The organism is Burkholderia sp. 22PA0106, assembly GCF_047497155.1.
In the GTDB taxonomy this organism is placed as follows: domain Bacteria; phylum Pseudomonadota; class Gammaproteobacteria; order Burkholderiales; family Burkholderiaceae; genus Burkholderia.
Genome location: NZ_CP163163.1, coordinates 3,876,923 through 3,901,651 on the forward strand (window position 1 = coordinate 3,876,923; position 24,729 = coordinate 3,901,651).

Below are 24,729 nucleotides of genomic sequence, written 5' to 3' on the forward strand. Positions count from 1 at the left end.
CCGCTCCACTAGAGCGGGCTTTTTTTCGTCCATCGTTCGGGCACACCGTTGTTCATCGCTGCGGGCATTTTGCGCGCATCGCGTCATGTCCGTCGAGCTGGCCGAATGGCCGACTCGATGCGCCGCGCGTGATCGACTAGACTCGATCGCTCCATGCCTGAAACAGGAGACGCGCCTCATGAAACCCGTGATTCTCGGCATCGACCACGTCGTGCTGCGCGTCATCGACATGCCGTCGATGCTGCGCTTTTACTGCGACGTGCTGGGTTGCCATCTCGAGAAGGAACAGCCCGATCTCGGGCTCATGCAATTGCGTGCCGGCAGCACGCTGATCGACCTGCTGAGGCAGCACGCACCGATCGACCGCACGGACAGCGGCATGCCTGGTGCGGGCCGCAACATGGATCACCTGTGCCTGCGCGTCGAGCCGTTCGATGCCGACGCACTGCGCGCTCACCTCACGTCGCACGGCGCCGCGCCCGACGAGCCGGCCGAACGCTATGGCGCGGACGGCTACGGGCCGTCGATCTATCTGTCCGACCCCGAGGGAAATCGCGTGGAATTGAAGGGACCGCCGCGCGCGGTGTAGCGAGGAAGGAAAAGCGTTACTCGCCGGCGCGCGGCTTCAGCACGGTCCATTCAACCGCGACCGGATCGTGCGACGCGCTCGACAGCCAGGCCGAGCCATCCTGAATCGTGCATTGCAGCCGCATCGTCCGTTCGGCCATCGTGCCGAGCGCTTCGGCGGCGCCGTCGGCCAACGTCAGCACGCGCACGTTGCGCAGGCGTTCCACCTTGCTGCGCACGCCCTGCCACCAGATATCCGAGGTGCGGCCGCCGTAGGCGATCACATCCACCTGGGCCGAACGGCCGCTGGCCTTCGAGATGCGCCGTTCATCCGGCTGGCCGACGTCGATCCAGGTCTCGATCGCGCCCGTCAGGTCCTTTTGCCAGATGTCCGGCTCGTCCGTGTCGGACAGGCCCTTGGCGAACTCGAGGCGCTCGCGCGCCAGCAGCGCGAACGCAACGATACGCACCATCATGCGTTCGTCCGTCTCGGAGGGATGACGGGCCACCGTCAGCGTGTGGTCGGCGTAATAGTGCCGGTCCATGTCCGCAATTTGCAGTTCAGCCTTGTAGATCGTCGATTTGAGCGCCATCCGGTGTCGTGCCGCGTGCGGGCGAAAGGTTCGGTCGGGGCGTGATGATACCGAATGCGCGCGGCGTGCGCCCGAAATCGCGGTAAAGGCTATGGACGGTGGCACGCCATACGAGAAAATCCACGATGCGCCGCTCGTGCGCTGCCTAGAATAAAAAGCAGGGCGCTACGCTGCCCGTCAGCCGCACGGAGGCAATCGTGGTCGAGCAAGTGATCCTGGGCATTTTTCTCGTGCTGCCGCTGGTAATCGTCGCGGCATTGTTCTCCGACGAGCTGTGGCAGGAACATCGCCGGCGGCATCCGCGCGCGCTGCACGCGGTGCATATCGACTGGCGGCATCCGTGGAAGCATTGGCGGCGCGAGCATTGAGGCGTTCGGGCTGCGATCGCGCCCCGCTTCAATGGTTGCTGTTCATCCGCTGCTCATCCATGCGTTGCTGACGCACGCGCTCTTCCTGCATGCGCTCCTCGCGCATCGTTTCCTCGTGCTGGCGCTGGTAGCGCAGCTCTTCCTGCTGATGGCGTTCCGCGCGCAGATAATCCTCGCGATTGTTGACGCGTATGAAGCCGCCCGCAGCAGGCTCCGATGAGTAGGTCTCCGAAGCAAGCTGGGCAAGCGCCGGCAGCGCGACGGCGGACAATGCGCACGCCAGGCAGCCGGCGAGCAATCGTGAATAAGGGAGCATGCGGGCTCTCGTCGATGGCGGGTGATCGAACACCGTAGCATTCGATGCCGCGCGGCATGACGAGATTGCGAAGCGGGTGGTGCGGATGCGAAACGCGCCGAAGGCGGGCTGGCGACGCGGACTTACTTCCCGATACAGAACCGGCTGAAAATCACCCCCAACAAATCATCCGACGTAAATTCCCCGGTAATCGAATTCAACTGCTCCTGCGCGAGCCGCAACTCCTCCGCGAACAGATCGAGCGCCTGCGCGTTCTGATCTGCGTGCGCCGCGGCCTGCGCCAGATGCGCCTGCGCCGCGCGCAGCGCGACCAGATGCCGCTCGCGCGCGAGATACACGCTCTCGGCACCGGCCTGCCAACCCGCGATGCGCAGCAACTCCGCACGCAACAGATCGATGCCGTCGCCGCGCTTCGCCGACAGGCGCAATTCGCTCAGATCGGCCTCGCCGGCCAGATGGGCGACCGATGCGGCCTCGTTGCTGAGGTCCGTCTTGTTGAACACGCGCACTACCGGCACATTGGCGGGAAAACGCCCGGCGATCGCGCGATCGTCGTCGCCCAGCGCCGTGCGCGCATCGAGCAGATGCAGCACGACATCAGCGCGCTCGATCTCGCCCCAGGTGCGCGCGATGCCGATCTTCTCGACCTCGTCGTCGGTCTCGCGCAGCCCGGCGGTATCGATGATGTGCAGCGGAATGCCCTCGACCTGGATCGTCTGTGCCACCTTGTCGCGCGTGGTGCCGGCGATCGGTGTCACGATCGCGAGTTCGGCGCCGGCCAACGCGTTGAGCAGCGACGACTTGCCGACGTTCGGCTGCCCTGCCAGCACCACCGACATCCCCTCGCGCAGCAGCGCACCCTGGCGTGCCTCGCCAAGCACCTGCACGAGCCGCGCGCGGATGTGCGCGAGCTTGCCGCGCGCGTCGGCGGCCTCGAGGAAATCGATCTCTTCCTCGGGAAAATCGAGTGTCGCCTCGACCAGCATCCGCAGGCCGATCACGTCGTCGACAAGTGCATGGATCTCGCGCGAGAACACCCCGTCGAGCGAACGCCCCGCCGAGCGCACGGCGGCCTCGGTGCTGGCTTCGATCAGGTCGGCCACGGCCTCGGCCTGCGCGAGATCGAGCTTGTCATTGAGGAACGCGCGACGCGTGAATTCGCCCGGCTCGGCCAACCTCAGGCCGTGCTCGCGGCCCGCGTCCAGACAACGTTGCAGCACCAGTTGCAGCACGATCGGGCCGCCATGCCCCTGCAGTTCGAGCACCTGCTCGCCGGTGTAGGAATTCGGCGCGGTGAAATACAGCGCGATGCCGCGATCGAGCGCAGCACCACCCGCGTCGAGGAACGGCACGTAGCTGGCGTGCCGCGGCGCCAGCATTTGCCCGCATACCTCGCGCATCAACGCCTCGGCCGCCGCCGCGCCGGCGCGGCCGAACGACACGCGCACGACCCCGATGCCGCCTCGGCCGGCAGCAGTGGCAATGGCGACGATCGGATCGGAATCGGTGACGGGCATGGAGAAGTCGAAGGCAAGGAGGATCGGGCCGGCATCGCCGTGGACGCCGCTGGAACGCCCGCATTGTAGCGTGGCGGCAGGAAGCGCTCCGAGGCCGGAGCGCGTCGCACCGGGTCGGGTTCGCCTGCGATTGTCGGCAGGCCGTTTTCTCCCGATCAGGCTATTTCATCATCAGAACGTCCATCGTCGAATCGGCTCGTACATCCCGAATCTCGTCCACATGCCTTTATTTACGAGATAATCATGCTCAATCTCGGCTGCACCCGCCGCCGCATTCCAGCGCCAAATGAGATAAATATGGCGCAGGCGGTTGTCATTGCGCCATCGCCTCGATTGCACAATCTGCGCATGCCGACCCTCGAAGAAAAAATGGCGTTTTCAGAACGCCTCAAATTCGCGCTATTACGCAGTCCCGAGAAACTTTCCGGCGCGACCGGACTTGCCCTGCACTTCAACCTGCGCCATCACGGCGAGCATCCGGTGTCGCCGCAAACCACGCACAAGTGGCTGACCGGCCGCACGGTTCCGACCGCGGACAAGCTCGCGACGCTCGCCGAATGGCTGCGCGTCGATCTGCACTGGCTGCATTACGGGCCGCCGCCCACCAGCAATGCGCTCAGCACGCCGCGCCCGTTGCCACGCGACGAACGGTATCCGCCGACGGACGAAACGATCGAACTGGCGACCAAGATCGAAGCGTTGTCGTCGCATCATCGCTATTTGGTGCAGGAGTTGATCGAGCAGTTCTACGGCGGCTCGCCGCAACGCTGACATGCCCGCGAGCCGACCCTCCTCGATGCACTGTGACCCAATGCCACAATTTAGCCGGTTTCGGCCAGCATCTCGTGGATTGGCCGTCAGCCATATTTTGAGATAGAACTGGCGTCCAGCAGGACGCTCGACACCGTGGGCCATCCATGCGGATCCATCGCGCGGAATTCTCCCAAACACGCTAAATTGCCGGCAACCAGCAACACGATGCCGCATGCCCCAGGGACATCACCACTCCCGCCACACAAGCATTTCAGAGATAAGGCGAGAAACGTGACGCGCGACGCTACGGTTGAATCAACACGCATTTGAGATAAATATGACGCGATTGGTTGTCGGAGGCATCGGCCCCCGATTGCACAATCTGGCGCATGCCGACGCCCGACGAGAAATCGGCGTTCTCCGAACGCCTGAAGTTCGCCCTGATGCGCAGCCCTGAAAAGGTAGCGGGCGCGACCGAACTCGCGTTGCATTTCAATTTGCGCCATCACGGCGAGCAGCCCGTCTCGCCACAAACGGCGCACAAATGGCTGACCGGCCGCACGATCCCGACGGCCGACAAGCTCGCGACGCTCGCCGGCTGGTTGCGCGTGGATGCGCACTGGCTCCACTACGGGCCGCCGCCATCGGTGGCCGCGCGCAACACACCGAAGCCGCTGCCACGCGACGCCACCTACCCGCCCACGCAAGAGACGATCGAGCTGGCCACCAAGATCGAAGCGCTCTCGCCGCATCACCGCTACCTGGTGCAGGAACTGATCGAACAGTTCTACGGCGATTCGTCCGACCGGTGATTCTGCACCGCCGCGCGACACGCGTGGCATGTGATCGCCGCGACACGGCGTCGCCTCCGCCCTGCACTCGTTTCGAACATCCATGAAAAAACCGCCCGGTTCTGACACCGGGCGGTTCTTGTCATGCGGCGGGCAAGCAACCCGTTACATCAGGAGGCCGCCTTCTTGTTGCCCAGCGCGCGCGTGATGTAGTACTGCTGCGCCACGGACAGCACCGTGTTGACGACGTAGTACAGCACGAGGCCGGCCGGGAAGAAGAAGAACATGACCGAGAACGCCAGCGGCATGAACATCATCATCTTGGCCTGGACCGGGTCCGGCGGCGTCGGGTTCAGGCGCGTCTGCACGAACATCGCGCCGGCCATCAGGACCGGCAGGATGAAGAACGGGTCGCGCTGCGACAGATCGTGAATCCAGAGAATCCACGGCGCGCCGCGCATTTCCACCGACGCCAGCAGCACCCAGTACAGCGAGATGAACACCGGGATCTGGATCACCACCGGCAGACAGCCGCCGAACGGGTTGACCTTCTGCGTCTTGTACAGCTCCATCAGCGCCGCGTTCATCTTCTGCGGATCGCCCTTGAAGCGCTCGCGCAGCGCCTGCATGCGCGGCGTGATTTCCTTCATGCGCGCCATCGACTTGTAGCTGGCGGCCGACAGCGGGAAGAACACGGCCTTGATCAGCAGCGTCAGCAGGACGATCGACCAGCCCCAGTTGCCGACATAGCTGTGGATCTTCTGCAGCAGCCAGAACAGCGGCTTGGCGATGATCGTGACCCAGCCGTAATCCTTGACCAGATCGAGGCCCGGCGCGATGCCTTCCAGCACGCGCTCTTCTTCCGGACCGGCGAACAGGCGCGCCGACACGTCGGTTGATTGGCCCGGCTCGATCGTCTTGACCGGCTCCTTGATGCCCACGCGATACAGCGAATCGATCTTCTCGACGTAGATATCGTGCTTCACGCCCTGCTGCGGAATCCAGGCCGACGCGAAATAGTGCTGGACCATCGCCACCCAGCCGTTGTCGGCCGAGCTGACGTAATCCGCCTTGTTCTTGTCGATGTCGCTGAAGGTGATCTTCTGGAAATGCTTCTGGTCCGTGTAGACGGCCGGCCCGAGGAAGGTGTGCGAGAACAGCGGCGTTTCCACCGGCGTGCTGTCACGGACGATTTCCATGTAGACGGTCGGCGAAACCGGCGCCGTGCCGACGTTGTCGATCTTGGTGTCGACGCCGATCACGTAGCTGCCGCGCGTGAAGGTGTAGGTCTTCACGACCTTCACGCCGCCCTTCTCCTGCGACTCGAACGACAGCTTCATCGAATCCTGGCCCGCGGCCAGCGCGGTGGGATTGCCGGCCACCGGCGTGAACACGTCGTTGTGGTTCGGGAAGTTGCCGCCCGTCACGCCGGTGCGTGCCAGGTAGGTGTGATCCTGGGTGTGGTCGAACAGCGTGACGAACAGGTCGGGCTGCTTGCCGTCGCCTTCCTTCTTCAGCGTCAGCTTGGTCAGCGTGCCGCCGCGCGTGTCGATCTCGCCGTCATAGACGTCGGTCGAGAAGCGCACCAGCTGCGCCTGCGCGATCGGCGCGGTGTTCGCCGGCGCCGTGGTGGAGGCAGCCGGAAGCGCTGCCGTTCCGCTGGCTGCGGAGGCGCCGCTGCTGGCGTCGGTCGAGGACGCGCCTTGGGTCTTCGTGACGTTCGGGAAGAACATCGACTGGCCCCCATGGGCTCTCTGCCAGTTGTCGTACAGCATGACCGCTGACATGAAGAAAATCACCCATAGGACGGTGCGTTTGATATCCATGCGTTGTCTCAGAGTCGATGGGACGGCGCTTCAGTTTCGTGGGTAGCGCTGGCACCGGAACGGGCCGGCGGGACGAGATCGATGCCGCCGGCGGAAAACGGATGGCAGCGGCACAGACGCTTCGCGGCCAAGTACGTGCCGCGCGCGGCGCCATGATACTGGATTGCCTCGCGCGCGTAATCCGAACAGGAAGGGTAAAAACGGCAACGGCTGCCGAGCAAGGGACTCAAGGCAGCCTTGTAGACACGCAGCAATGCGATCAATACCGTTTGCATAGCATTCGGCGCTTGCGCGCCGTCATGTGACCGGATGGGCATGCCCGCGAGGCACACCCGGCCCGGCCATCGGAAAAGCTCACCGGCGCGCGGTTCAAGCGCCCTCCGGTTTGACGGGGCCGCGCTTGGCGACCTCGCGCGCCGCCTTGTCGAGCAGCTCGCGAATCTCGCCTTCGCACAGCGCGGCGAGCGGCGCGGAAACCGCGCTCGGCATCGCCTTCTTGTCGAAACGCGTGTGCAGCCGCAGCAGCAAATCCCAACCGGCGAACTCCGCGCGCCGCTGGCGGAACGCCTCGCGAGCGAGGCGTTTCACCAGGTTGCGCGTGGCCGCGCGCGGCGCGAACTTCTTGCCGATCACGAGGCCGAGGCGGGCGTCGCCACCCACCGGCTTGCCGTAGATCACGAAGTGCGCGCTGCGCCGCCAGGGGCGCAAACGAAAAACGGATGAGAACTCATCCGTTTTCAGAAGCCGCGCGGCTTTCGGGAAGGTCGCGCCCACCTGCAACGGATCGATGCCGGGGCTTGCGACTGCGTTGCCCGCATCGCCGCTGACGGCGGACACGGCGCTTCGCCCGTCCTTAGATGGCGAGGCGCTTGCGGCCCTTCGCGCGACGTGCGTTGATGACCTTGCGGCCACCTGCAGTCTTCATGCGGACGCGGAAACCATGGGTACGCTTACGACGCGTCACGGAAGGTTGGTAGGTACGTTTCATGTTGCTCTCACTTGGTCGAGAATGTCGGTAATCAGGGACCGCGTGCCCGATCCTTCAGGCCACCGGGCGAACGCAATCGCCGAAAATCTAGGATTGGTTTTCGCGGAACCCGCTATTTAATCCGTTTTTCTGTGAGCGGTCAATACTTTAGCCCCGTTCCCGCCCCCTGTGCAGCAATCCCCACCCTCACCCCACCGAGTGGCGCGCCCCTGTGGATAACTCCCGCGACGCCCCCGTTTGGCGTTAGAATCTCGCCTTACCTCCAAGAATCCCGCACACCGCTCCGGCTCGTCCTGCGCCCGAAACCCTTGTGGCACGTGCCTCCGGAGCATGCTCGCTCGGCCGCACCGGGCCTTGTTGCCGATCCGCAACAAGGGCGGCCTCGTGCCGCTGTGCAACCCAAGAACGACAGCACCTAGATGAATGATTTCTGGCAACACTGTTCCGCCCTGCTGGAGCGCGAATTGACGCCCCAGCAGTACGTGACGTGGATAAAACCGCTGGCGCCGGTGGCCTTCGACGCCGCCGCGAACACGTTGTCCATTGCCGCCCCCAACCGCTTCAAGCTCGACTGGGTGAAGAGCCAGTTCTCGGGCCGGATCTCCGATCTGGCCCGCGATTTCTGGAACGCACCGGTAGACGTCCAGTTCGTGCTGGACCCGAAGGCCGGCGCCCGCAGCGCCGCGCCGGCGGTCGCCCCGCGCCCGTCGGTGGCGGCTACCGAAGCCGCGCCCGTCGCCGTCACGCCCGCTGCCGCACCGGCTCCCGAAGCGCCGGTCAATCCGGCCGTTGCCGCGATCCGGGCCGCCCAGGCGGCGGCGCAGGCTGCCGCCCAGGCCGCCGCGCTGAATGCCGACGACGCCGCCGATCTCGATCTGCCGAGCCTGACCGCCCACGAGGCCGCCGCCGGCCGCCGCACCTGGCGGCCGGGCGCGAACGGCCCCGCGGCCGGCGACGCCGCCGATTCGACCTACGAGCGCTCCAAGCTGAACCCGGTCCTGACCTTCGACAACTTCGTCACCGGCAAGGCCAACCAGCTCGCACGCGCCGCGGCCATCCAGGTGGCCGACAACCCCGGCGTGTCGTACAACCCGCTGTTCCTGTATGGCGGCGTCGGCCTCGGCAAGACCCACCTGATCCACGCGATCGGCAATCAGTTGCTGCTCGACAAGCCGGGCGCGCGAATCCGGTACATCCACGCCGAGCAATACGTGTCCGACGTCGTGAAGGCCTACCAGCGCAAGGCGTTCGACGATTTCAAGCGTTACTACCACTCGCTCGACCTGCTGCTGATCGACGATATTCAGTTCTTTTCGGGCAAGTCGCGCACGCAGGAAGAATTCTTCTACGCGTTCGAGGCGCTGGTCGCCAACAAGGCGCAGGTGATCATCACCAGCGATACCTACCCGAAGGAAATCTCGGGCATCGACGACCGCCTGATCTCGCGCTTCGATTCCGGCCTGACCGTGGCGATCGAGCCGCCCGAACTCGAAATGCGCGTGGCGATCCTGATGCGCAAGGCGCAATCGGAAGGCGTGAACCTGTCGGAAGACGTGGCCTTCTTCGTCGCCAAGCACCTGCGCTCGAACGTGCGCGAGCTCGAGGGCGCGCTGCGCAAGATCCTCGCGTATTCGAAGTTCCATGGCCGCGAGATCAGCATCGAGCTGACCAAGGAAGCGCTGAAGGATTTGCTGACGGTGCAGAACCGGCAGATTTCGGTCGAGAACATCCAGAAGACCGTTGCCGATTTCTACAACATCAAAGTGGCCGACATGTACTCGAAGAAGCGCCCCGCGAACATCGCGCGGCCGCGGCAGATCGCGATGTACCTGGCCAAGGAACTGACGCAGAAGAGCCTGCCCGAAATCGGCGAGCTGTTCGGCGGGCGCGACCACACCACCGTGCTGCACGCGGTGCGCAAGATCGCCGACGAACGCAGCAAGGATGCGCAGTTGAACCACGAGCTGCACGTGCTCGAACAGACGCTGAAGGGATAAACGCGCCAACTTGCGCGCCGCTGCCGGCGGCTCGCACGCGCGCGCGATCCATACGCCGATCCGGGTGAATTTAAAAGGGGCGGTTCTGTTTTGAGGCACAATACAGGTTTTTGACCGCCCGGGCGGCGGGAAGGCAGCGGGCCGCCCAGGCGGGCGTTGCGTGGCTTGCAGGCCGTTTATTCAACGAAGGAACCCTATGCAACTGGTCAAGACCGAACGAGACACCCTCCTCAGGCCGCTGCAAACCGTAAGCGGTATCGTCGAACGCCGCCATACGCTGCCGATCCTCGCGAACCTGCTGATCACCAAGACCGGTTCCGACGTATCGTTCCTGTCGACGGACCTCGAACTGCAGATCACCACGCGCGCCGATTTCGGTGTGGGCGGCGAGCAGGTCGCGACCACCGTGGCCGCCCGCAAGCTGCTCGACATCCTGCGCGCGATGCCCGACGGGCAAGTCACGCTGTCGCTGGCCGACAAGCGCCTGACCGTGCAATCGGGCAAGAGCCGTTTCGCCCTGCAAACGCTCGCCGCCGACGAATTCCCCACCGTGGCCCAGTCGAAGGATTTCGGCGCGAGCCTGGCCGTGCCGCAAAAGTCCTTCCGCCAGTTGCTCGGCATGGTCTATTTCGCGATGGCCCAGCAGGACATCCGCTACTACCTGAACGGCATGTTGCTGGTGGTCGATGGCGATCTGCTGATGGCCGTGGCCACCGACGGTCACCGCCTCGCCTATTCGTCGATCAAGATCGAAGGCGGCGCTTTCCCGCGCCAGGAAGTGATCGTGCCGCGCAAGACGATCCTCGAACTGCAACGCCTGCTCGAAGACATCGACGACGAAGTCAAGATCGACATCGCGCAAACGCAGGCCAAGTTCACGTTCGGCCAGGTCGAACTGGTGTCGAAGCTGGTCGAGGGCAAGTTCCCCGATTTCCAGCGCGTGATCCCGAAGGGCCACAAGAATACCTTCACGATCGGCCGCGAAGAGTTGCAGCGCTCGCTGCAACGCGCTGCCATCCTGACCTCGGACAAGTTCAAGGGCGTGCGCTGCATCATCGCCCCGGGTCAGTTGAAGATCATGTCGACCAACGCCGATCAGGAAGAGGCGCAGGAAGAACTCGAAATCGCCTACCAGGGCGATACCGTCGACATCGGCTTCAATGTCACGTATCTGCTCGACGTGCTCGCCAACCTGAAGGTAGACAACATCGAAGTCAGCCTCGGCGACGCCAGCTCGAGCGCGCTGATCACGATTCCCGAAGTCGGCGAATTCAAGTACGTGGTGATGCCGATGCGCATCTGACGCACGCGACACACCGGACACACCAAGGGGCGCCACGCCCCTTTGGCGTTTTTATGGCATTTGCGGGCGTACCCCCGGCCAGCCGAAACGCGGAAATTTTCCGCGATTTTTCAAGCGTTTCCCGCGTGTTTCGTACCCCGAAACAGCATGAAAACAACAGAAAAACGGCTCGCGAGCGCACCCGCCCCTGCCTGACGGCAGTACCCGGCCGCAGCACTTCGTGGCGGCCAGCAGAACCGGAAGACATCCATGACTGAACAGCACAATTCGCAGCCCGATAACAGCAGCTATGGCGCCTCGTCGATCCAGATCCTCGAAGGTCTGGAGGCGGTCCGCAAGCGGCCCGGGATGTATATCGGCGACACGTCGGACGGCACCGGTCTGCACCACCTCGTGTTCGAGGTGCTCGACAACTCGATCGACGAAGCGCTGGCCGGCTACTGCAACGACATCCACGTCACGATCCACGCCGACAACTCGATCTCCATCACCGACAACGGCCGCGGCATCCCGACCGACGTCAAGATGGACGACAAGCACGAGCCGAAGCGCAGCGCCGCCGAAATCGTCATGACCGAGCTGCACGCGGGCGGCAAGTTCGACCAGAACAGCTACAAGGTGTCCGGCGGCCTGCACGGCGTGGGCGTGTCGTGCGTGAACGCGCTGTCGAGCTGGCTGCGTCTGGTCGTCAAGCGCAACGGCAAGAAGCACTTCATGGAATTCCATCGCGGCGTCGCGCAGGAGCGCGTGCTGGAGCAGCGCGACGGCGTGGAAGTCTCGCCGATGGCCGTGACCGGCGACACCGAAACGCGCGGCACCGAAGTGCATTTCATGGCCGATCCGACCATCTTCGGCACGGTGGAATACCACTACGACATCCTGGCCAAGCGCATTCGCGAGCTGTCCTTCCTGAACAACGGCGTGCGAATCCGCCTGACCGACCATCGTTCGGGCAAGGAAGACGATTTCGCGTTCGAGGGCGGCGTGAAGGGCTTTGTGGAATACATCAACAAGGCCAAGACCGTGCTGCACCCGACGATCTTCCACATCACCGGCGAGAAGGACAACGTGGGCGTCGAAGTGGCGATGCAGTGGAACGACAGCTACAACGAAAACGTGCTGTGCTTCACCAACAACATCCCGCAGCGCGACGGCGGCAGCCATTTGACCGGCCTGCGCGCGGCCATGACGCGCGTGATCAACAAGTACATCGCCGACAACGAGATCGCCAAGAAGGCCAAGGTCGATACCTCGGGCGACGACATGCGTGAAGGCTTGTCGTGCGTGCTGTCGGTGAAGGTGCCGGAGCCGAAATTCAGCTCGCAGACCAAGGACAAGCTCGTTTCGTCCGAAGTGCGCGCGCCGGTGGAGGAGGTCGTCGCCAAGGCGCTCGAGGATTTCCTGCTCGAAACGCCGAATGACGCGAAGATCATCTGCGGCAAGATCGTCGAAGCCGCGCGGGCGCGCGATGCCGCGCGCAAGGCGCGCGAGATGACGCGCCGCAAGGGCCTGCTCGACGGCGTGGGCCTGCCGGGCAAGCTGGCCGACTGCCAGGAGAAGGATCCCGCCAAGTGCGAGATCTACATCGTGGAGGGCGACTCCGCCGGCGGCTCGGCCAAGCAGGGCCGCGACCGCAAGTTCCAGGCGATTTTGCCGCTGCGCGGCAAGGTGCTGAACGTCGAGAAGGCGCGCTATGACAAGCTGCTGTCGTCCGAGCAGATCATGACGCTCGTGACCGCGCTCGGTTGCGGCCTCGGCAAGGAAGACCTGAACCTCGACAAGCTGCGCTATCACCGCATCATCATCATGACCGACGCGGACGTGGACGGTGCCCACATCCGCACGCTGCTGCTCACCTTCCTGTATCGCCAGATTCCGGAGCTGATCGAGCGCGGCTACGTGTATATCGCGCAGCCGCCGCTGTTCAAGGTGAAGGCCGGCAAGGACGAGCGTTACCTGAAGGATGAGGGCGAGCTGAACGCGCACATGCTGCGGCTGGCGCTGAACGGCTCGGAGCTGCAACCGGGCGGCGACGCCGCGGCGATTTCCGGCGATGCGCTGGGCGCGATGGCGCGCTCGTATCTGCTGTCGCGCGCGGTGGTGAGCCGCCTGGGCCGCCTGTACGACCCGGCGGCGCTGGAAGCGATCATGGACGGCGTGCTGGTGGATCTCGCGAGCGAAGATGCCGCGATTGCCTCGGCGGCCACGCTGCAGGCCGCGATGCTGGCCGGCGACGCGCTGAAGAACGAAGTGCGCGTGATCGCCAAGCACGATGAAGTGCGCGAGAAGTGGACGCTGCGCATCGAGCGGCCGCACCACGGCAACGTGCGGGTGTCGGTCATCGACGAGGAATTCCTGCTCACGGCCGATTACAAGCAGCTCGTCAGCACCGCGGATACGTTCAAGGATCTGATCGGCGAAGGCGCGCTGATCAAGCGCGGCGAGCGCTCGCAGGCCGTGAAGGACTTCAAGGGTGCGATGGCCTGGTTGATGGCGGATGCGGAGCGGAATATCTCGAAGCAGCGGTATAAGGGTTTGGGCGAGATGAACCCCGAGCAGCTTTGGGAAACCACGATGGATCCGAATGTGCGGCGCTTGTTGCGCGTGCAGATCGAGGATGCGATTGCTGCGGATGGGATCTTTACGACGCTGATGGGGGATGAGGTGGAGCCTCGGCGTGCTTTCATTGAGTCGAATGCGTTGCGGGCGGGGAATATTGATATTTGAGGGGGGTGCGGTTGGCTCCTTCGGAAAAGGCTCCTTCGGGAGCCTTTTTTTGTTTTCTCGAATTGCCGCAGCTCACGGGTAGCATCACGCCGTCTCGGTATCATCATGCCTATCTGCGCCCTCCCGCGCGCTCCATCTTCCTCGATCTTCACCGATGTCCCAGTCCGTCAATCTCGCTGACGTCCTAACACTTGCCGAAATCCAGTCGCTCGCCGACCCGAACACATTTTCACGCGGCAAGAATTATTTCCACGACGGCGTCGTGTCGTCCCTCGACACGCGCGATGGTGAAGTTCGCGCCGCCGTGCGCGGCACGCACCGTTACCGGGTTCGACTCACGGTCGAACATGGCAGCCTCGCCTACGACTGCAACTGCCCGGTAGGCGACAGCGGCATTTTCTGCAAGCATGCCGTCGCCGTCGCACTCTCCTGGCTCGAAAATTCCGGCGAAGAAGTGTTTCATGCCGACGAACCCGCGCCCCATAAGCCTCGAAAAAAGCGCAAAACCTACGCGGATATCGTTCGGGACCATGTGATGAGCCTGGGCATGGAAGCGCTGCAGAAATGCTTGATCGATGCAGCCGAACGCGATGTCGCCCTGCGAGACAGGCTGCTGTTCGCCGCGCGTTCAAACGGTGAAGCAAACTCGCAAAGCCTGAAAACTGTCGTCAGGCAGATGACACGCGTGTCCGGCATGCTGGACTGGCAAATGGCGGGCGACTATGCGGACGGCCTGGAATCGCTGGCCGATATGTTGCGCCAGCGGCTTTCCGGGCCGAATGACCAGGCCAGACAAGTGGTCGAACTGAGTGAGTTGGCCATTGCCGGCGCGGAACGCAGCCTCGAGCAAATCGACGACTCGAGCGGCGATGTGATGCCCGCCATCTTCGAACTGGCGGCAGTGCATCTCGATGCCTGCAAGCAGACCACTCCCGATCCAGTGAATCTCGCGGAGCGCCTGTTTCGCTTCCAGACGGCAAGCCCGTGGGACACCTTCCACGACGTGCTGCCGGCATACGCCGAGCCGCTCGGCAAAAACGGCTTGCTCCGTTATCGCGAGCTCGTCAATCACGCGTGGGAAGCGCTGCCCAAGCTCACACTGAACGCGGGGGGCGACACGCGTACGATTCGTTGCGCATGAAGCTCGAACACGCGATGAGCGGCTTGGCGGAACTCGACGGTGATATCGATGCGCTCATCCACATTCACTCGAAAGACCTGTCGAGCTCACACCGATTCTTTTTGATTGCGGAGCTTTGTCAAAAACATGATCGCGAGGACACCGCGCTCGCGTGGGCCGAGCGCGGGCTCCTCGCGTCGGGTAAAAACACCGACTACCGCCTGCTTGATTTCTGCATCGACGCCTACGTGCGACGGCGCGAATTCGACAAAGCCGATGCCTTCGCGTGGCAACGGTTCACGCATCATCCGAGCGCTTCGGCGTTCTCTGCATTGATGAAGGTCGCGAAATCGACCGGCAAGCTGGACGAAACCCGAAACCGCGCGCTCGATCATCTCCGGGCATTGATCGCCGAAGAAGAAGCAGCGAAATCGAAGCGAGCCACTTGGCAACGTTCGAGCCGCACCGAATTGGTCATAATTTTTCTTGCCGACAAACGGAACGACGACGCATGGGCCACGTTTATCGGCGGCCCGGTCGCCGCGCAACTTTGGCCTGACATGGCCGCGACCCGCGGCAAGACTCACCCGCACGATGCCATCGCGCTTTACCATCGACTGCTGCCCATTGCGCTTGAAAACGGCTCACATACCGCGAAATACGATGAAGCGTTCGAAGCCGTGAAGGCAATCGGCACCCTGCGAGCCGGGCTCGGTGAACATGCCGAATTCACCAACGAGCTGGAGGAGATTCGCGTAACGTATCGCGCGAAACGCAACTTCATCAAGCTGCTTGCCCAGTTATCCTGATGATCTATCGCGCGCGCACTCCATTTTCAAACTCCCCCAAACACCGCAAACAAGCCGCCGTCACCCGCCCCATCAGCGCATCGAACCGCCGTTCATCCGCGAACTGATAAACCCCTTCCCCCTGCGCCACTCCACCAAACTCCTCCATCAACGCCGCCACTTCATTCTCAATCGCAAAAAACGGAAACTCGATCGTGTCATCCATCGCGCGCAGCAGCACCACGTTCGGCGCATCGCGCCACTTCGACCGGTCGTTGATCCACGCGGCCAGCGTCTTCGTGACATATTCGCCGTCGGCGCGCCCATGATGCCTGCAAGCCATTACCGCCACGGTTTCACTCCTTCGTGAAGAAAGCCATCCTGCCTACCGGTCACCCGGCCGGTTCGTTCGCTCCCCTTCGACCCGGCCAACCGGCCATTCATTCCCGTCCATGAAGCCGCGGCGAGCCGCGACGCCATAAATAAAAAACACGCCCGCAAAAGCGGGCGTGCGATCGATACAGGGCAAGGGCCAAGAAAGCCCGAAGAACCTCACCGCCCCCGCACCATGCTCCCCAGCACGCCATCGCGCCGGATCAACCCATGGAACAGCGCGGCCGCCAAATGCCCCACCACCGCGGCAAACAGCACGAACGCCAGCACCTCGTGCGCATTGCGCAACCAGGCAAACGCCACCGGATCGGCCCCCATCAGCGCCGGCAACTGCACGCCGCCGCCCAGCATCACCGGATACCCGCCAGCCGACAACATCGCCCAGCCGATCAACGGCATCGCCAGCATCAGCCCGTACAACACCCAATGCGACAGATGCGCAGCCGCCTTCTGCCACACCGGCAGATCCTGCGGCAAGGGCGGCGGCCGATTGGTGAGGCGCACCACCAGCCGCACGATCACCAGCACGAGGATGGCGATGCCGAGCGGCTTGTGGATCGCGATCAGCATCGCGTGCCGCAGCGACACGGAATTGACCATCCCCACCCCGATAAACAGCATCGCGATGATCATCGCGGCCATCAGCCAGTGCAGCAGCCGCGCGATCGGATTGAACCCGTTAGCGTTCTTCATCATTTGCCCTCCGTCGCGGCCGGAGCCTTGGGTTGCGCATAGCCGGGCACGGCAGCTTCCTCGCTGGTGCGTCGGCGGTAGGACACGGCATAGGCGGCCGAGCGCGCCGCCAGCAGCGGATCGTCGGACACCTCGATGCCACGCGGCAGCACCGTGGGGTCGTAGTTGATGTCGCGGCACGGGCCGCTGTCCTGCGCCTCGGCCTGGTTGAGCGTCAACGTGCCGATGTCGATGGTCTTGCGGTCGGCAGGCCACGGCTTGGTGGCGTCGTCAACCGGGTCGCCCGGGTTGGCGAACGTCACGAGCCAATGCCAGCGTTGCGGCCCCTTGGCGAGCCGTTCCTCGAGGTCGGGCTGCAGCACGTTCGGGCCGCTCGCCACGGCGCCGTCCTGCTGCTCCGGCACCACGCGCCAGCGCACCGCGTGCTTCGCGCCCTGCGCATCGACGAAATAGAACGCGTTGATGCCGTAGTAACTCTCGGTGGCGAAGCTCGCGCTGGGCTTGGCCGTCTTGACCCAGGCGCGGAACGCGGCGGTCTCGGGGTGCGAGGCGAAGAACGCGCCAACTTTCTTCGGATCGGGCTTGCCGGTGGCCGGATCGGGCTGGGTGGCCACCAGTTGGGCGTAGAACGCCTCCGGCGTCGCCACCGGGAACACGGGCATGGCGTTCATGCCGGTGCGCCACTGCGCGCCGTCGGGCGCGGTCAGGCGCAGCGCGAGGCTGCGGATCGGCACGCTGGTGTCGGGCGCATAAGGATTGCCGCCGGGCACGGCGAAGCGCCCCACCACAGGCGTGCTGACGCCGGCCGCGAAGAACGGCGCGCTCGACCAGGCGGCGCCGTCGCCATTGCTCTCGAAGCTGCCGGTCACGCAAATGCCCTTGGCGTGGTTGCGGCGGAAGCCGGGGTGCGGGTCGCCGGGGCCTTGCAGCCCGTTGACGATCCGATCGGCCGTCAGCCGATGCGGTGTAATCCAGCCGCCGGTATAGGCGAAGGCGGCCACGGCAGCCGCGGCCACGCCGCCGATCAGCACCCAGCGCCAGGCGTTGCCGCTCGGCGGGGTCGGTGAATTGGGGGGAGGATGCGCCATCAGTTTCGCTCCTGACCTGGAAGTCGTTTAGGGGGGACGCGCATAAGACGAACGGCAAGACGCTTTATTCCCTCGCCACCCGAAATTTCTTCGCGGCAGGCGTCAAACCGGTGCGCCGCCCTCAACCCTATCTCGAAATGGAATAAAGTCGAGCGGCCGGCGTCTCACGCAGATATCCACCCGCGCCGCCCGACGGCCCACCATGTCCACTGCCGATCTCGACGATTCGTTGCGCGAACTGCTGCCGCGATTGCGGCGCTTCGCACTCTGGCTGACCCGCGACGTCCACGCCGCCGACGATCTCGTGCAGGCGTCGATGGAACGTGCGCTGACGCACTGGAGCGAGCGTCGCGAGCCGGCCGCGCTGCGCAGCTGGCTGTTTACGATCCTCTACCGCCAGTTCCTCGATTCGCGCCGCAGCGCCAAGCGCTACGCCTGGCTGCTCGGCCGGCTCGGCGGCGAAGACGAGCCGCAATGGCCGTCGGCCGAGGACGAAGTGGTCACACGCTCGATGCTCGATGCGTTCGGCAAGCTGACGACCGAGCAGCGCAGCCTGCTGCTGCTGGTCGCGGTCGAGGGCTTCAGCTACCGCGAGGTGGCGGAGCTGCTCGAGATCCCGATCGGCACCGTGATGTCGCGCCTCTCGCGCGCCCGCGCCGCGCTGCGCGCGCTCGGCGACGGCGAATCCCCCGCTCCCACGCTGCGATTGATGAAATGAACATTCCGCCCGACGACCACGATCTCCAGGCCTATGTCGACGGCCGCCTCGACGCGCCCTCGCGCGCCGCCGTCGAACGCTGGCTCGACCACCATCCGCAGCGCGCCGAGCAAATGCGCCAGTGGCGCCGCGACGCGCAGGCGCTGCGCGCCGCGCTCGACGGCCTGCCGCTGCCGCCGCCCACCCGCGAACTCGATCCGGCCCTGCTTCGCGCCAACCGCCACGCGCGGCTGCGCATGCGCGGCGCGATCGCGGCGGCGTTGTTCCTGTGCGTCGGGCTCGGCGGCGGCGCCGGCTGGATGATGCGCGGCTGGCAGATCGACAGCAGCCCGCTGCTGGCGCAAAACGCCAACGGCAACAACGGCGCCCTGCTGCCGGCTTCCGCGACGATCAAGCCGATGGGCGACGCGCTGGCCGCCTACCGGCTGGTGGTGGACCGCAGCGCCCAGGTGGACGTCGTCACGCACCAGCCCGCGGACCTGCAGGCCTGGCTCGACCGCTCGGTCGGCAGCGCGATCCGCCTGCCCGATCTGTCGAAGGCCGGCTTCAAGCCGGTGGGCGGCCGCCTGTTCGCGACCGAGGACGGCCCGTCGGCGATGGTGCTCTACCAGGACGACACCGGCCACGCGGTCAGCTTCTACGTGCGCCCGCCGGGCGGCTCGGAGCGCGTGCTGCTGAAGAACGGCTCGCGTCGCGACGGCGCGCTGCTCGCGCAATACGGTTCGCACCAGGGCTACAACTACGCGCTAATCGCGCCGACCCACGGCGTGGACGACGCGGCGCTCGGCAGCGCGCTGGCCGTCGTGCGCGGCTGATACAGCACGCGTCGGCCGAGGCGCGCCGCACAGGAAATCACAGCGGATAGCCTGTGGACAGATTGGGTAAAACACGGATCTGCACAGCCTGTGCGGAAAGTTGTTCTGTGTTCCCTGTGACTGTTCACATCTCAACGGCACAGTTGTGCGGACTGCACAGCGCTGATCGAAAAGGCGTAAACGTGGTTATCCACAGCGGCAGGCGCCCCTTGTTAACTACTACTACTTGTGTATACGCAGAGCTAAGAACCGGTGGGGATAGCCGCCGACGTGGATAAGTGCGTGCACAACCGGTTTCGAATGCTGTGCGGGCACCGCTTCGTCAATGACGTCGATCCAAGAATCCGTCGATTGTGATGCGGCTACGCGCCCCGCGACGCGGTAACGCAAGTATCAAGTGAACAACCGCAGCGAATTCGGTGCTATATCCAGTGACGCTCGATCCGCTTCCAAAGGAGATGAGATGAACCGGGTACCGCTGACCGCGCGAGGGCAGACATGAGGCGCTACGACATATGCAAAGGCGATCACACGACCGCTGGCGGGACCGTCATCGGCGGCGATCCCGACAATCGCATCCTCGGCCGCGAGCAGGCGTTCGAACTGGATGAAATCTGGTGTCCCGCCTGTCAACGCACCGGGCGCATCGTTGCGACGGGGCCGCGAATCTCGAGCACCGGCCCCGACGGTCGGGAGTCCGCCCTGAGCGATGATCTATGCGTTTGCGACTGCACGCCCAATCCCGTGCTGCTGGCTTCCCAGCATGTGTCGTATGTCGAGGTAGAAGCCAACTCCCACGACAGCCAGGCGTCCACGCCAATGCCCTTGGCGGCGACGCCATTGCGTGACGAACCGAATGATTCGCGATGGTTCTTCATCGAGGACAGTGCAACCGCCGCCGCCTTGCCGAATCGCGACTTTATCGCCACGATCGACGGCATTCGGACAACGGGAAAAACCGATAACGAGGGCTACGCAAGGGTCATGGCCAATCGAGACCAGCGCGTCGAAATCCATATCGTTTTCCGCACACCCAAACGAACCCTGATCCCTCGCGGCCGGTAAGCATGGCAACGGACTACGACATCGAGCATTGGACGACCTCGCACCCTTTATCGGGTGGAGGAAAGCGCGGCGCGATTTCGATCAAGGTCAACGATCGCGCCGCTACCCGGCAGGCCATTCTGACGAGTCTGAAGCGAAAGGGTTATCCGCTTGTCGAACGATCCTCATGGAGAGCAAGACCACCCAACAACGCGTTGAGTTCTTCTCATTTCGACTACCGTGACATCGTCATTCACCACGCAGGAAGGAGCTATGACTGCGCAGTCGATCGATTGGGTGCGATTGAACAGATCAAGGCTGCGCAATCGTACGATATGGACCAGCACCAATTCGACGACATCGGCTATCACTACGCGGTGTCGTGTGTTGGCGAACTGTTCGAAGCGCGCGATATCCGGTTTATCGGCTCACACGTGAAGAACGACAACACCGGAAAAATCGGCATTGTCCTGCTTGAAAATCTGGCGGAGGCAGGTGAGGCGTGGCAGCAGGAGTACAGCGGCAAATCGCTTTGGCAGAAATTCAAAAGTACGTTGAATATCGTCCGCGATGCAGCGGCGTTCCACCATTCGATGCCGACGACAGCACAAATCGAAGCCCTGCCGGTTTTGATTCAGACACTGACGGAGTTTTTCGATATCACGGCCCTGGGCGGGCATCGCGAATATCAACGTCTCGCACTGGATAACGAAGGTCGTGCATGTCCTGGAAAGCACGGCATGCAAGTGGTCGAGGCCATGCGCGCGAAATTCGGATTGAGCGCGCCGTCATAGCGAAAAAGCCCAGCCTAGCTGGGCATTGATCAGGTAAGTGCGATGTGCGATCCGAGCTTGAATGATCTGGCAACGTTGCGGCTTCGGCAGCGCACTGGTTGCGGGCAACCGCGCTCGCGCTTCGAAGGCATTGAGCCATTCGCTGCTGCCGATATCCGGTCCGTGCCCTTCACCGTCGGAAATCTCGAAATATCGATTATCCAGGTAGCCAAACCATTCCGGCGAGCAAGGTGCCGCCTCGGGGGCATGTGCCACGCTCGTGGTGGCGACCAACCAGACAAGAATGGCGAAAAGAAAAATGCCCGAGAGGATTTTCATTGAGCTTCTTTCTTGACGATGGCGGAGATGGGCTAGGCAAGACCGGCTCATGTTATCAGCCGGGATGCGCAAATCCATCCAACCAACGGCGCAAGACCAGGCCGGAATGACGATCCGTCGCACCGGCCTTCCCTCCGATTCCCGTCCGCCTAAAACCCGAACGACCGCTGCCCCGTCACCCCCAGCAAATCATCCACGGTCCGGGCCCGCACGAAATGCACCGGCCCCTGCGCCCCGGCAATCGCCTTGAAATGCGCCTCGCCGCAGCCGATCTTGCGGCGCTCGCGGCCACGAAGCTCGGCATCGTCGGTGCGGCTGTCCATCTCGACCACATAGCACTGGCTCGGCGAACCGGCCTGCTCGACCAGCACGAGCCAATCGGGCCGGTAGTCGCCCAGCGGCGTCGGCACGCGGAACCAGGGCGGCAGCTTCGCGTACAGCGTCACGGCCTCGCGAGCCTCCAGCGCATCCACGAACGCGCGCTCGGCCGCCGAATCCACGGCGATGGCCGTGGTGATCGATTTGCGCGCGTCCTCGCGCAAATCCTTGCGATAGCCGGTCACGGGCTCGTCGACGAAGCGCGCAAGCGGCCACACCACGCCGTCGCCAATCCGCTTGTAGGCGATGCCGTCGACCAGCGCCTGCCGCTTGCAGCGGTTCACGGCGTCGCTCACCAGCGCGATGAACGCCTGCGGATTGATGCGGAACGCATCGAGCCGGCCGCTGCCGGTCAGCACGGCGGCCAGCGTGCGGCGCGTGAGCTGGGTGCGGTCCTGCAATTCGGTGAGCAGGTCGGGCAGCGCAACGTCACCCTCGTCGAGCACCACGGTGCCGGCCGACGCGGTTTCGGTGGCCTCCACGCCGGCCTTGCCGATCGAAATGTCGGCCTTGCGCCATTGGAGCCGCGCGCGCGGCACCTCGGGCGCGGCCTTCAGCGCCGCGATGCAGGCCTCGACGAGCGCGGCGTCATCGAAGCTCACGCGATACGTCGTGCGGGCCTGTACGCGGCTCCAGAGCGCCTGGAACGCCTCGCCCAGCACCACCGGTTGCCCGTTCGCGTCGGTCCGCAGCGCGAGCAGGCGGCGGTCGTCGGCGTTGCGCACGTCGAGCCGGCCCGACAGCTTGCGCAGCAACTCGACAATTCGATGCCGCAGCGGCTCGAACGCCTCGGGCAACGGCAGCACGCCGCCCTTGAGCACGATCTTCAGCGCGTCGAGCACCTTGCCCTGCGCATCGATGAAGCCGCCCTCGTGCAGGTGCGCCCACAACGCGGCCGAGCGCGTCATGCCGAGCGGTGCGGCGGTGCCGTCGCCGTTCGTCACCGGAATCGCGGCGAACTGGTGCGTATCGACGATGCCGAAGCGAATGCCGGTATCGGCCTCGATCTCCCGCTGCAGGTTGGCGGCGAACTGCTCGTAGCTTTCGGTCGCGACCACGGTGAGCGTGTTGACGTCGAAACCGCGCACCCGTTCGCCGCGCTGATCGACGGCCAGCCGCAGCCCGCGGCCGATGGTCTGGCGCCGCTCGCGCTCGGTGCGGATGTCGCGCAGCGTGCAGATCTGGAACACGTTCGGGTTGTCCCAGCCTTCCTTGAGCGCCGAGTGCGAGAAGATGAAGCGCAGCGGCGTGGCGAACGACAGCAGCCGCTCCTTCTCGCGCATGATCAGCCCGTAGGCGCGCTCGGCGTTCTCGCGGCCGCTCGCATTGCTGTCGCTGGTTTCGGTCCAGCCGCCCTTGCGGTCGATCGAGAAATAGCCGTCGTGCGCCGCTTCCACGTCGGTCGCCGGATCGAAGTTCGCGAACAGCGCGCGGTACAGCGGCAGCCGCGCCGCACGCTTGTACTCATCTTCGAAGATCGCCGCGTACGGGCCCTTGACGGCCACGCCACCCGGTTCGTAGCGCCGGTAGCGCTCCACGCTGTCGACGAAGAACAGCGACAGCACCTTGACGCCGAGCGGCTTCAAACGCAGCTCCTTGTCGAGATGCTCACGGATCGTGCGGCGGATCATTTCGCGCTGGATCGCGAGCGGATCGACGTCGCCGTGCGCGTCGCCCACCGCGAGGAACGCCTCGCCGCCCGGGTAGCGCAGTTCGACGAATTCGTTGCCGCGCGTGGTGTCGATCTCGCCGATCCGGTAATCGGCGTACACGGCGCGGCGCGTTACGCGTTCGAGCAGGTCGCCGTCGCCGACCGTCACGGTCTGGCGCTCGACGCCCGACGGCGCGGCCACGTCGAGTTCCACGCGCGCGGCGATCGTGCCGCGCCGGTTGCTGACCGATACGAGCCGCACGTAAGGCTTGTTGTGCGCATCTTCCACCGTGGCCGACGCCACCTCGATCTGCTTGACGAGACGCCGCTCGTAGGCATCCACCGCATCGAGCCGGTAAACCATTTGATAGAGGTCCGCATGCGTGGCCGAATAGCGCAGCGTGCAGAGCGGCGCCATCGCGTCGAGCGCTTCCTTGCCGCGGCCTTCGAGCCCGCCGTCCACGCTTTGCGGCTCGTCGACGATCAGGATCGGCCGCGTCGCGCGGATCAAATCGATCGGCTTCTCGCCGCCCGTCTTCTCGCTCGGCTTGTAGAGGTTGTTGACGTCCTTGCGATTGATCGAGGCCACGGTGGCGACCATGATCTGCACGTTCGCGCTGGCCGCGAAACGGCGCACCTGGCCGAGCTTGGTCGAGTCGTACAGGAAATAGTCGAACGGCACGCCGTCGTAGAGCCGGCGGAAATGCGAGCGCGTGATGTCGAGCGTCTTGTGCACGCCTTCCTTGATCGCGACCGACGGCACCACGATCACGAACTTCGTGAAGCCGTAGCGGCGGTGCAGCTCGAAGATCGTGCGCAGGTAGACATAGGTCTTGCCGGTGCCGGTTTCCATCTCGACGGTGAAATCGGTGGACGCCAGCGGCCCCGACGGCGCGAGGCCGCCGCGCACCTGCACGTCGGCCAGGTTGCGCGCGAGCGCGGCCTCGTCGATCGCCAGCCGGTTGCCCACCGCGAGCGCCGTCTCGGCCACGCCGATCGGCATCTGGCGCGCGGCGCTGGTGGCGCCGTCGCCAATTTCAGCCGCATCCACGCTGAACGCGGCGCGATGCGCATCCTGCCCGCGAAACAGGTCGCACACCGCGTTGACCGCCTCGATCTGGTAATCGAGATCGGCCTCGAAATGCAGTTCCATCATCGGCGCGCCCGCGGCCTGCGCGTCGAA

The 24,729-nt window shown here is 64.4% G+C and carries 25 protein-coding genes; 13 read left to right on the forward strand and 12 right to left on the reverse strand.

The annotated features are described in order from the left end of the window. Window positions 1–178: 178 nt before the first annotated feature. Entirely contained in the window at window positions 179–589 is a 411-nt protein-coding gene (locus AB4850_RS32295) for a VOC family protein (protein WP_414443455.1), read from the forward strand. 16 nt (window positions 590–605) lie between these two features. On the opposite strand, the gene AB4850_RS32300 is transcribed toward AB4850_RS32295, so the two are convergent. Further along, window positions 606–1,160, reverse strand: coding sequence for a YaeQ family protein (locus AB4850_RS32300; RefSeq protein ID WP_414443456.1), 555 nt, complete (start codon window positions 1,158–1,160; stop codon window positions 606–608). Between the two features lie 197 nt (window positions 1,161–1,357). On the opposite strand from AB4850_RS32300, the gene AB4850_RS32305 reads away from it, so the two are divergent. Beyond that, window positions 1,358–1,528: a hypothetical protein gene (locus AB4850_RS32305; RefSeq protein ID WP_414443457.1), complete on the forward strand. Its 171-nt coding sequence runs from the start codon at window positions 1,358–1,360 to the stop codon at window positions 1,526–1,528. Between the two features lie 28 nt (window positions 1,529–1,556). Here the strand turns inward: AB4850_RS32305 and AB4850_RS32310 are convergent, their stop codons facing one another. Together AB4850_RS32310 and mnmE are read right to left on the reverse strand one after the other, a co-directional pair. Continuing rightward, window positions 1,557–1,877, reverse strand: a complete 321-nt coding sequence (locus AB4850_RS32310) for a hypothetical protein (protein ID WP_414443458.1) — start codon at window positions 1,875–1,877, stop codon at window positions 1,557–1,559. Window positions 1,878–1,966: 89 nt separating this feature from the next. Further along, window positions 1,967–3,361 carry a tRNA uridine-5-carboxymethylaminomethyl(34) synthesis GTPase MnmE gene (gene mnmE, locus AB4850_RS32315; protein WP_414443459.1) on the reverse strand — a complete coding sequence of 465 codons (1,395 nt, stop codon included), beginning with the start codon at window positions 3,359–3,361 and terminating at the stop codon, window positions 1,967–1,969. A gap of 348 nt (window positions 3,362–3,709) precedes the next feature. Between mnmE and AB4850_RS32320 the strand changes: the two genes are divergently transcribed. Then, window positions 3,710–4,132, forward strand: a complete 423-nt coding sequence (locus AB4850_RS32320; protein ID WP_414445677.1) for a transcriptional regulator — start codon at window positions 3,710–3,712, stop codon at window positions 4,130–4,132. A gap of 371 nt (window positions 4,133–4,503) precedes the next feature. Beyond that, the gene (locus AB4850_RS32325) at window positions 4,504–4,926 is read left to right on the forward strand and encodes a transcriptional regulator (RefSeq protein WP_414443460.1); all 423 of its coding nucleotides are present in this window, start codon (window positions 4,504–4,506) and stop codon (window positions 4,924–4,926) included. A gap of 149 nt (window positions 4,927–5,075) precedes the next feature. On the opposite strand, the gene yidC is transcribed toward AB4850_RS32325, so the two are convergent. From yidC to rpmH, 4 genes are all read right to left on the reverse strand, one after another. After that, complete coding sequence (yidC, locus tag AB4850_RS32330; RefSeq protein WP_414443461.1) at window positions 5,076–6,731, reverse strand: membrane protein insertase YidC; 1,656 nt, start codon at window positions 6,729–6,731, stop codon at window positions 5,076–5,078. A gap of 8 nt (window positions 6,732–6,739) precedes the next feature. Then, window positions 6,740–7,006, reverse strand: coding sequence for a membrane protein insertion efficiency factor YidD (yidD, locus tag AB4850_RS32335; protein ID WP_414443462.1), 267 nt, complete (start codon window positions 7,004–7,006; stop codon window positions 6,740–6,742). Window positions 7,007–7,100: 94 nt separating this feature from the next. Beyond that, window positions 7,101–7,511, reverse strand: coding sequence for a ribonuclease P protein component (gene rnpA, locus AB4850_RS32340; protein ID WP_414445678.1), 411 nt, complete (start codon window positions 7,509–7,511; stop codon window positions 7,101–7,103). 73 nt (window positions 7,512–7,584) lie between these two features. Further along, on the reverse strand, window positions 7,585–7,719 hold the full coding sequence (gene rpmH / locus AB4850_RS32345; RefSeq protein WP_004198824.1) for a 50S ribosomal protein L34: 135 nt from the start codon (window positions 7,717–7,719) through the stop codon (window positions 7,585–7,587). Between the two features lie 419 nt (window positions 7,720–8,138). Here rpmH and dnaA point away from each other — a divergent pair, with 419 nt between their 5' ends. The 5 genes from dnaA (at window position 8,139) to AB4850_RS32370 (ending at window position 15,675) form a co-directional block, all read left to right on the forward strand. Next, a complete protein-coding gene (gene dnaA / locus AB4850_RS32350) occupies window positions 8,139–9,716 on the forward strand; it encodes a chromosomal replication initiator protein DnaA (protein ID WP_414443463.1) in 1,578 nt (525 codons plus the stop codon). Between the two features lie 196 nt (window positions 9,717–9,912). Further along, a complete protein-coding gene (dnaN, locus tag AB4850_RS32355) occupies window positions 9,913–11,019 on the forward strand; it encodes a DNA polymerase III subunit beta (RefSeq protein ID WP_414443464.1) in 1,107 nt (368 codons plus the stop codon). Window positions 11,020–11,268: 249 nt separating this feature from the next. Then, window positions 11,269–13,746, forward strand: a complete 2,478-nt coding sequence (gene gyrB, locus AB4850_RS32360; RefSeq protein ID WP_414443465.1) for a DNA topoisomerase (ATP-hydrolyzing) subunit B — start codon at window positions 11,269–11,271, stop codon at window positions 13,744–13,746. Window positions 13,747–13,900: 154 nt separating this feature from the next. Continuing rightward, window positions 13,901–14,887 carry an SWIM zinc finger family protein gene (locus tag AB4850_RS32365; protein ID WP_414443466.1) on the forward strand — a complete coding sequence of 329 codons (987 nt, stop codon included), beginning with the start codon at window positions 13,901–13,903 and terminating at the stop codon, window positions 14,885–14,887. Beyond that, on the forward strand, window positions 14,884–15,675 hold the full coding sequence (locus AB4850_RS32370; protein ID WP_414443467.1) for a hypothetical protein: 792 nt from the start codon (window positions 14,884–14,886) through the stop codon (window positions 15,673–15,675). Before AB4850_RS32365 ends, AB4850_RS32370 begins: the two co-directional genes overlap by 4 nt. Before the next feature lie 4 nt (window positions 15,676–15,679). On the opposite strand, the gene AB4850_RS32375 is transcribed toward AB4850_RS32370, so the two are convergent. From AB4850_RS32375 to AB4850_RS32385, 3 genes are all read right to left on the reverse strand, one after another. Continuing rightward, the gene (locus tag AB4850_RS32375) at window positions 15,680–16,006 is read right to left on the reverse strand and encodes a hypothetical protein (RefSeq protein ID WP_414443468.1); all 327 of its coding nucleotides are present in this window, start codon (window positions 16,004–16,006) and stop codon (window positions 15,680–15,682) included. A gap of 200 nt (window positions 16,007–16,206) precedes the next feature. Next, the gene (locus AB4850_RS32380) at window positions 16,207–16,743 is read right to left on the reverse strand and encodes a cytochrome b (protein WP_414443469.1); all 537 of its coding nucleotides are present in this window, start codon (window positions 16,741–16,743) and stop codon (window positions 16,207–16,209) included. Further along, on the reverse strand, window positions 16,740–17,828 hold the full coding sequence (locus tag AB4850_RS32385; protein ID WP_414443470.1) for a catalase family peroxidase: 1,089 nt from the start codon (window positions 17,826–17,828) through the stop codon (window positions 16,740–16,742). The genes AB4850_RS32380 and AB4850_RS32385 overlap by 4 nt, the downstream gene beginning before the upstream one ends. Before the next feature lie 202 nt (window positions 17,829–18,030). Here AB4850_RS32385 and AB4850_RS32390 point away from each other — a divergent pair, with 202 nt between their 5' ends. The 4 genes from AB4850_RS32390 (at window position 18,031) to AB4850_RS32405 (ending at window position 21,199) form a co-directional block, all read left to right on the forward strand. Next, window positions 18,031–18,546, forward strand: coding sequence for an RNA polymerase sigma factor (locus tag AB4850_RS32390; RefSeq protein ID WP_414443471.1), 516 nt, complete (start codon window positions 18,031–18,033; stop codon window positions 18,544–18,546). Further along, window positions 18,543–19,361, forward strand: coding sequence for an anti-sigma factor family protein (locus AB4850_RS32395; protein ID WP_414443472.1), 819 nt, complete (start codon window positions 18,543–18,545; stop codon window positions 19,359–19,361). Before AB4850_RS32390 ends, AB4850_RS32395 begins: the two co-directional genes overlap by 4 nt. Window positions 19,362–19,859: 498 nt before the next feature. Continuing rightward, window positions 19,860–20,426 (forward strand): PAAR domain-containing protein, encoded by a 567-nt coding sequence (locus AB4850_RS32400; protein ID WP_414443473.1) that lies wholly within the window; start codon window positions 19,860–19,862, stop codon window positions 20,424–20,426. Between the two features lie 2 nt (window positions 20,427–20,428). Further along, window positions 20,429–21,199 carry an N-acetylmuramoyl-L-alanine amidase gene (locus AB4850_RS32405; protein ID WP_414443474.1) on the forward strand — a complete coding sequence of 257 codons (771 nt, stop codon included), beginning with the start codon at window positions 20,429–20,431 and terminating at the stop codon, window positions 21,197–21,199. On the opposite strand, the gene AB4850_RS32410 is transcribed toward AB4850_RS32405, so the two are convergent. Together AB4850_RS32410 and AB4850_RS32415 are read right to left on the reverse strand one after the other, a co-directional pair. Beyond that, complete coding sequence (locus AB4850_RS32410) at window positions 21,194–21,517, reverse strand: hypothetical protein (RefSeq protein WP_414443475.1); 324 nt, start codon at window positions 21,515–21,517, stop codon at window positions 21,194–21,196. The two genes, AB4850_RS32405 and AB4850_RS32410, sit on opposite strands and share 6 nt — an antisense overlap. A gap of 149 nt (window positions 21,518–21,666) precedes the next feature. Further along, window positions 21,667–24,699, reverse strand: coding sequence for a type III restriction-modification system endonuclease (locus AB4850_RS32415; RefSeq protein WP_414445679.1), 3,033 nt, complete (start codon window positions 24,697–24,699; stop codon window positions 21,667–21,669). Window positions 24,700–24,729: the final 30 nt, after the last annotated feature.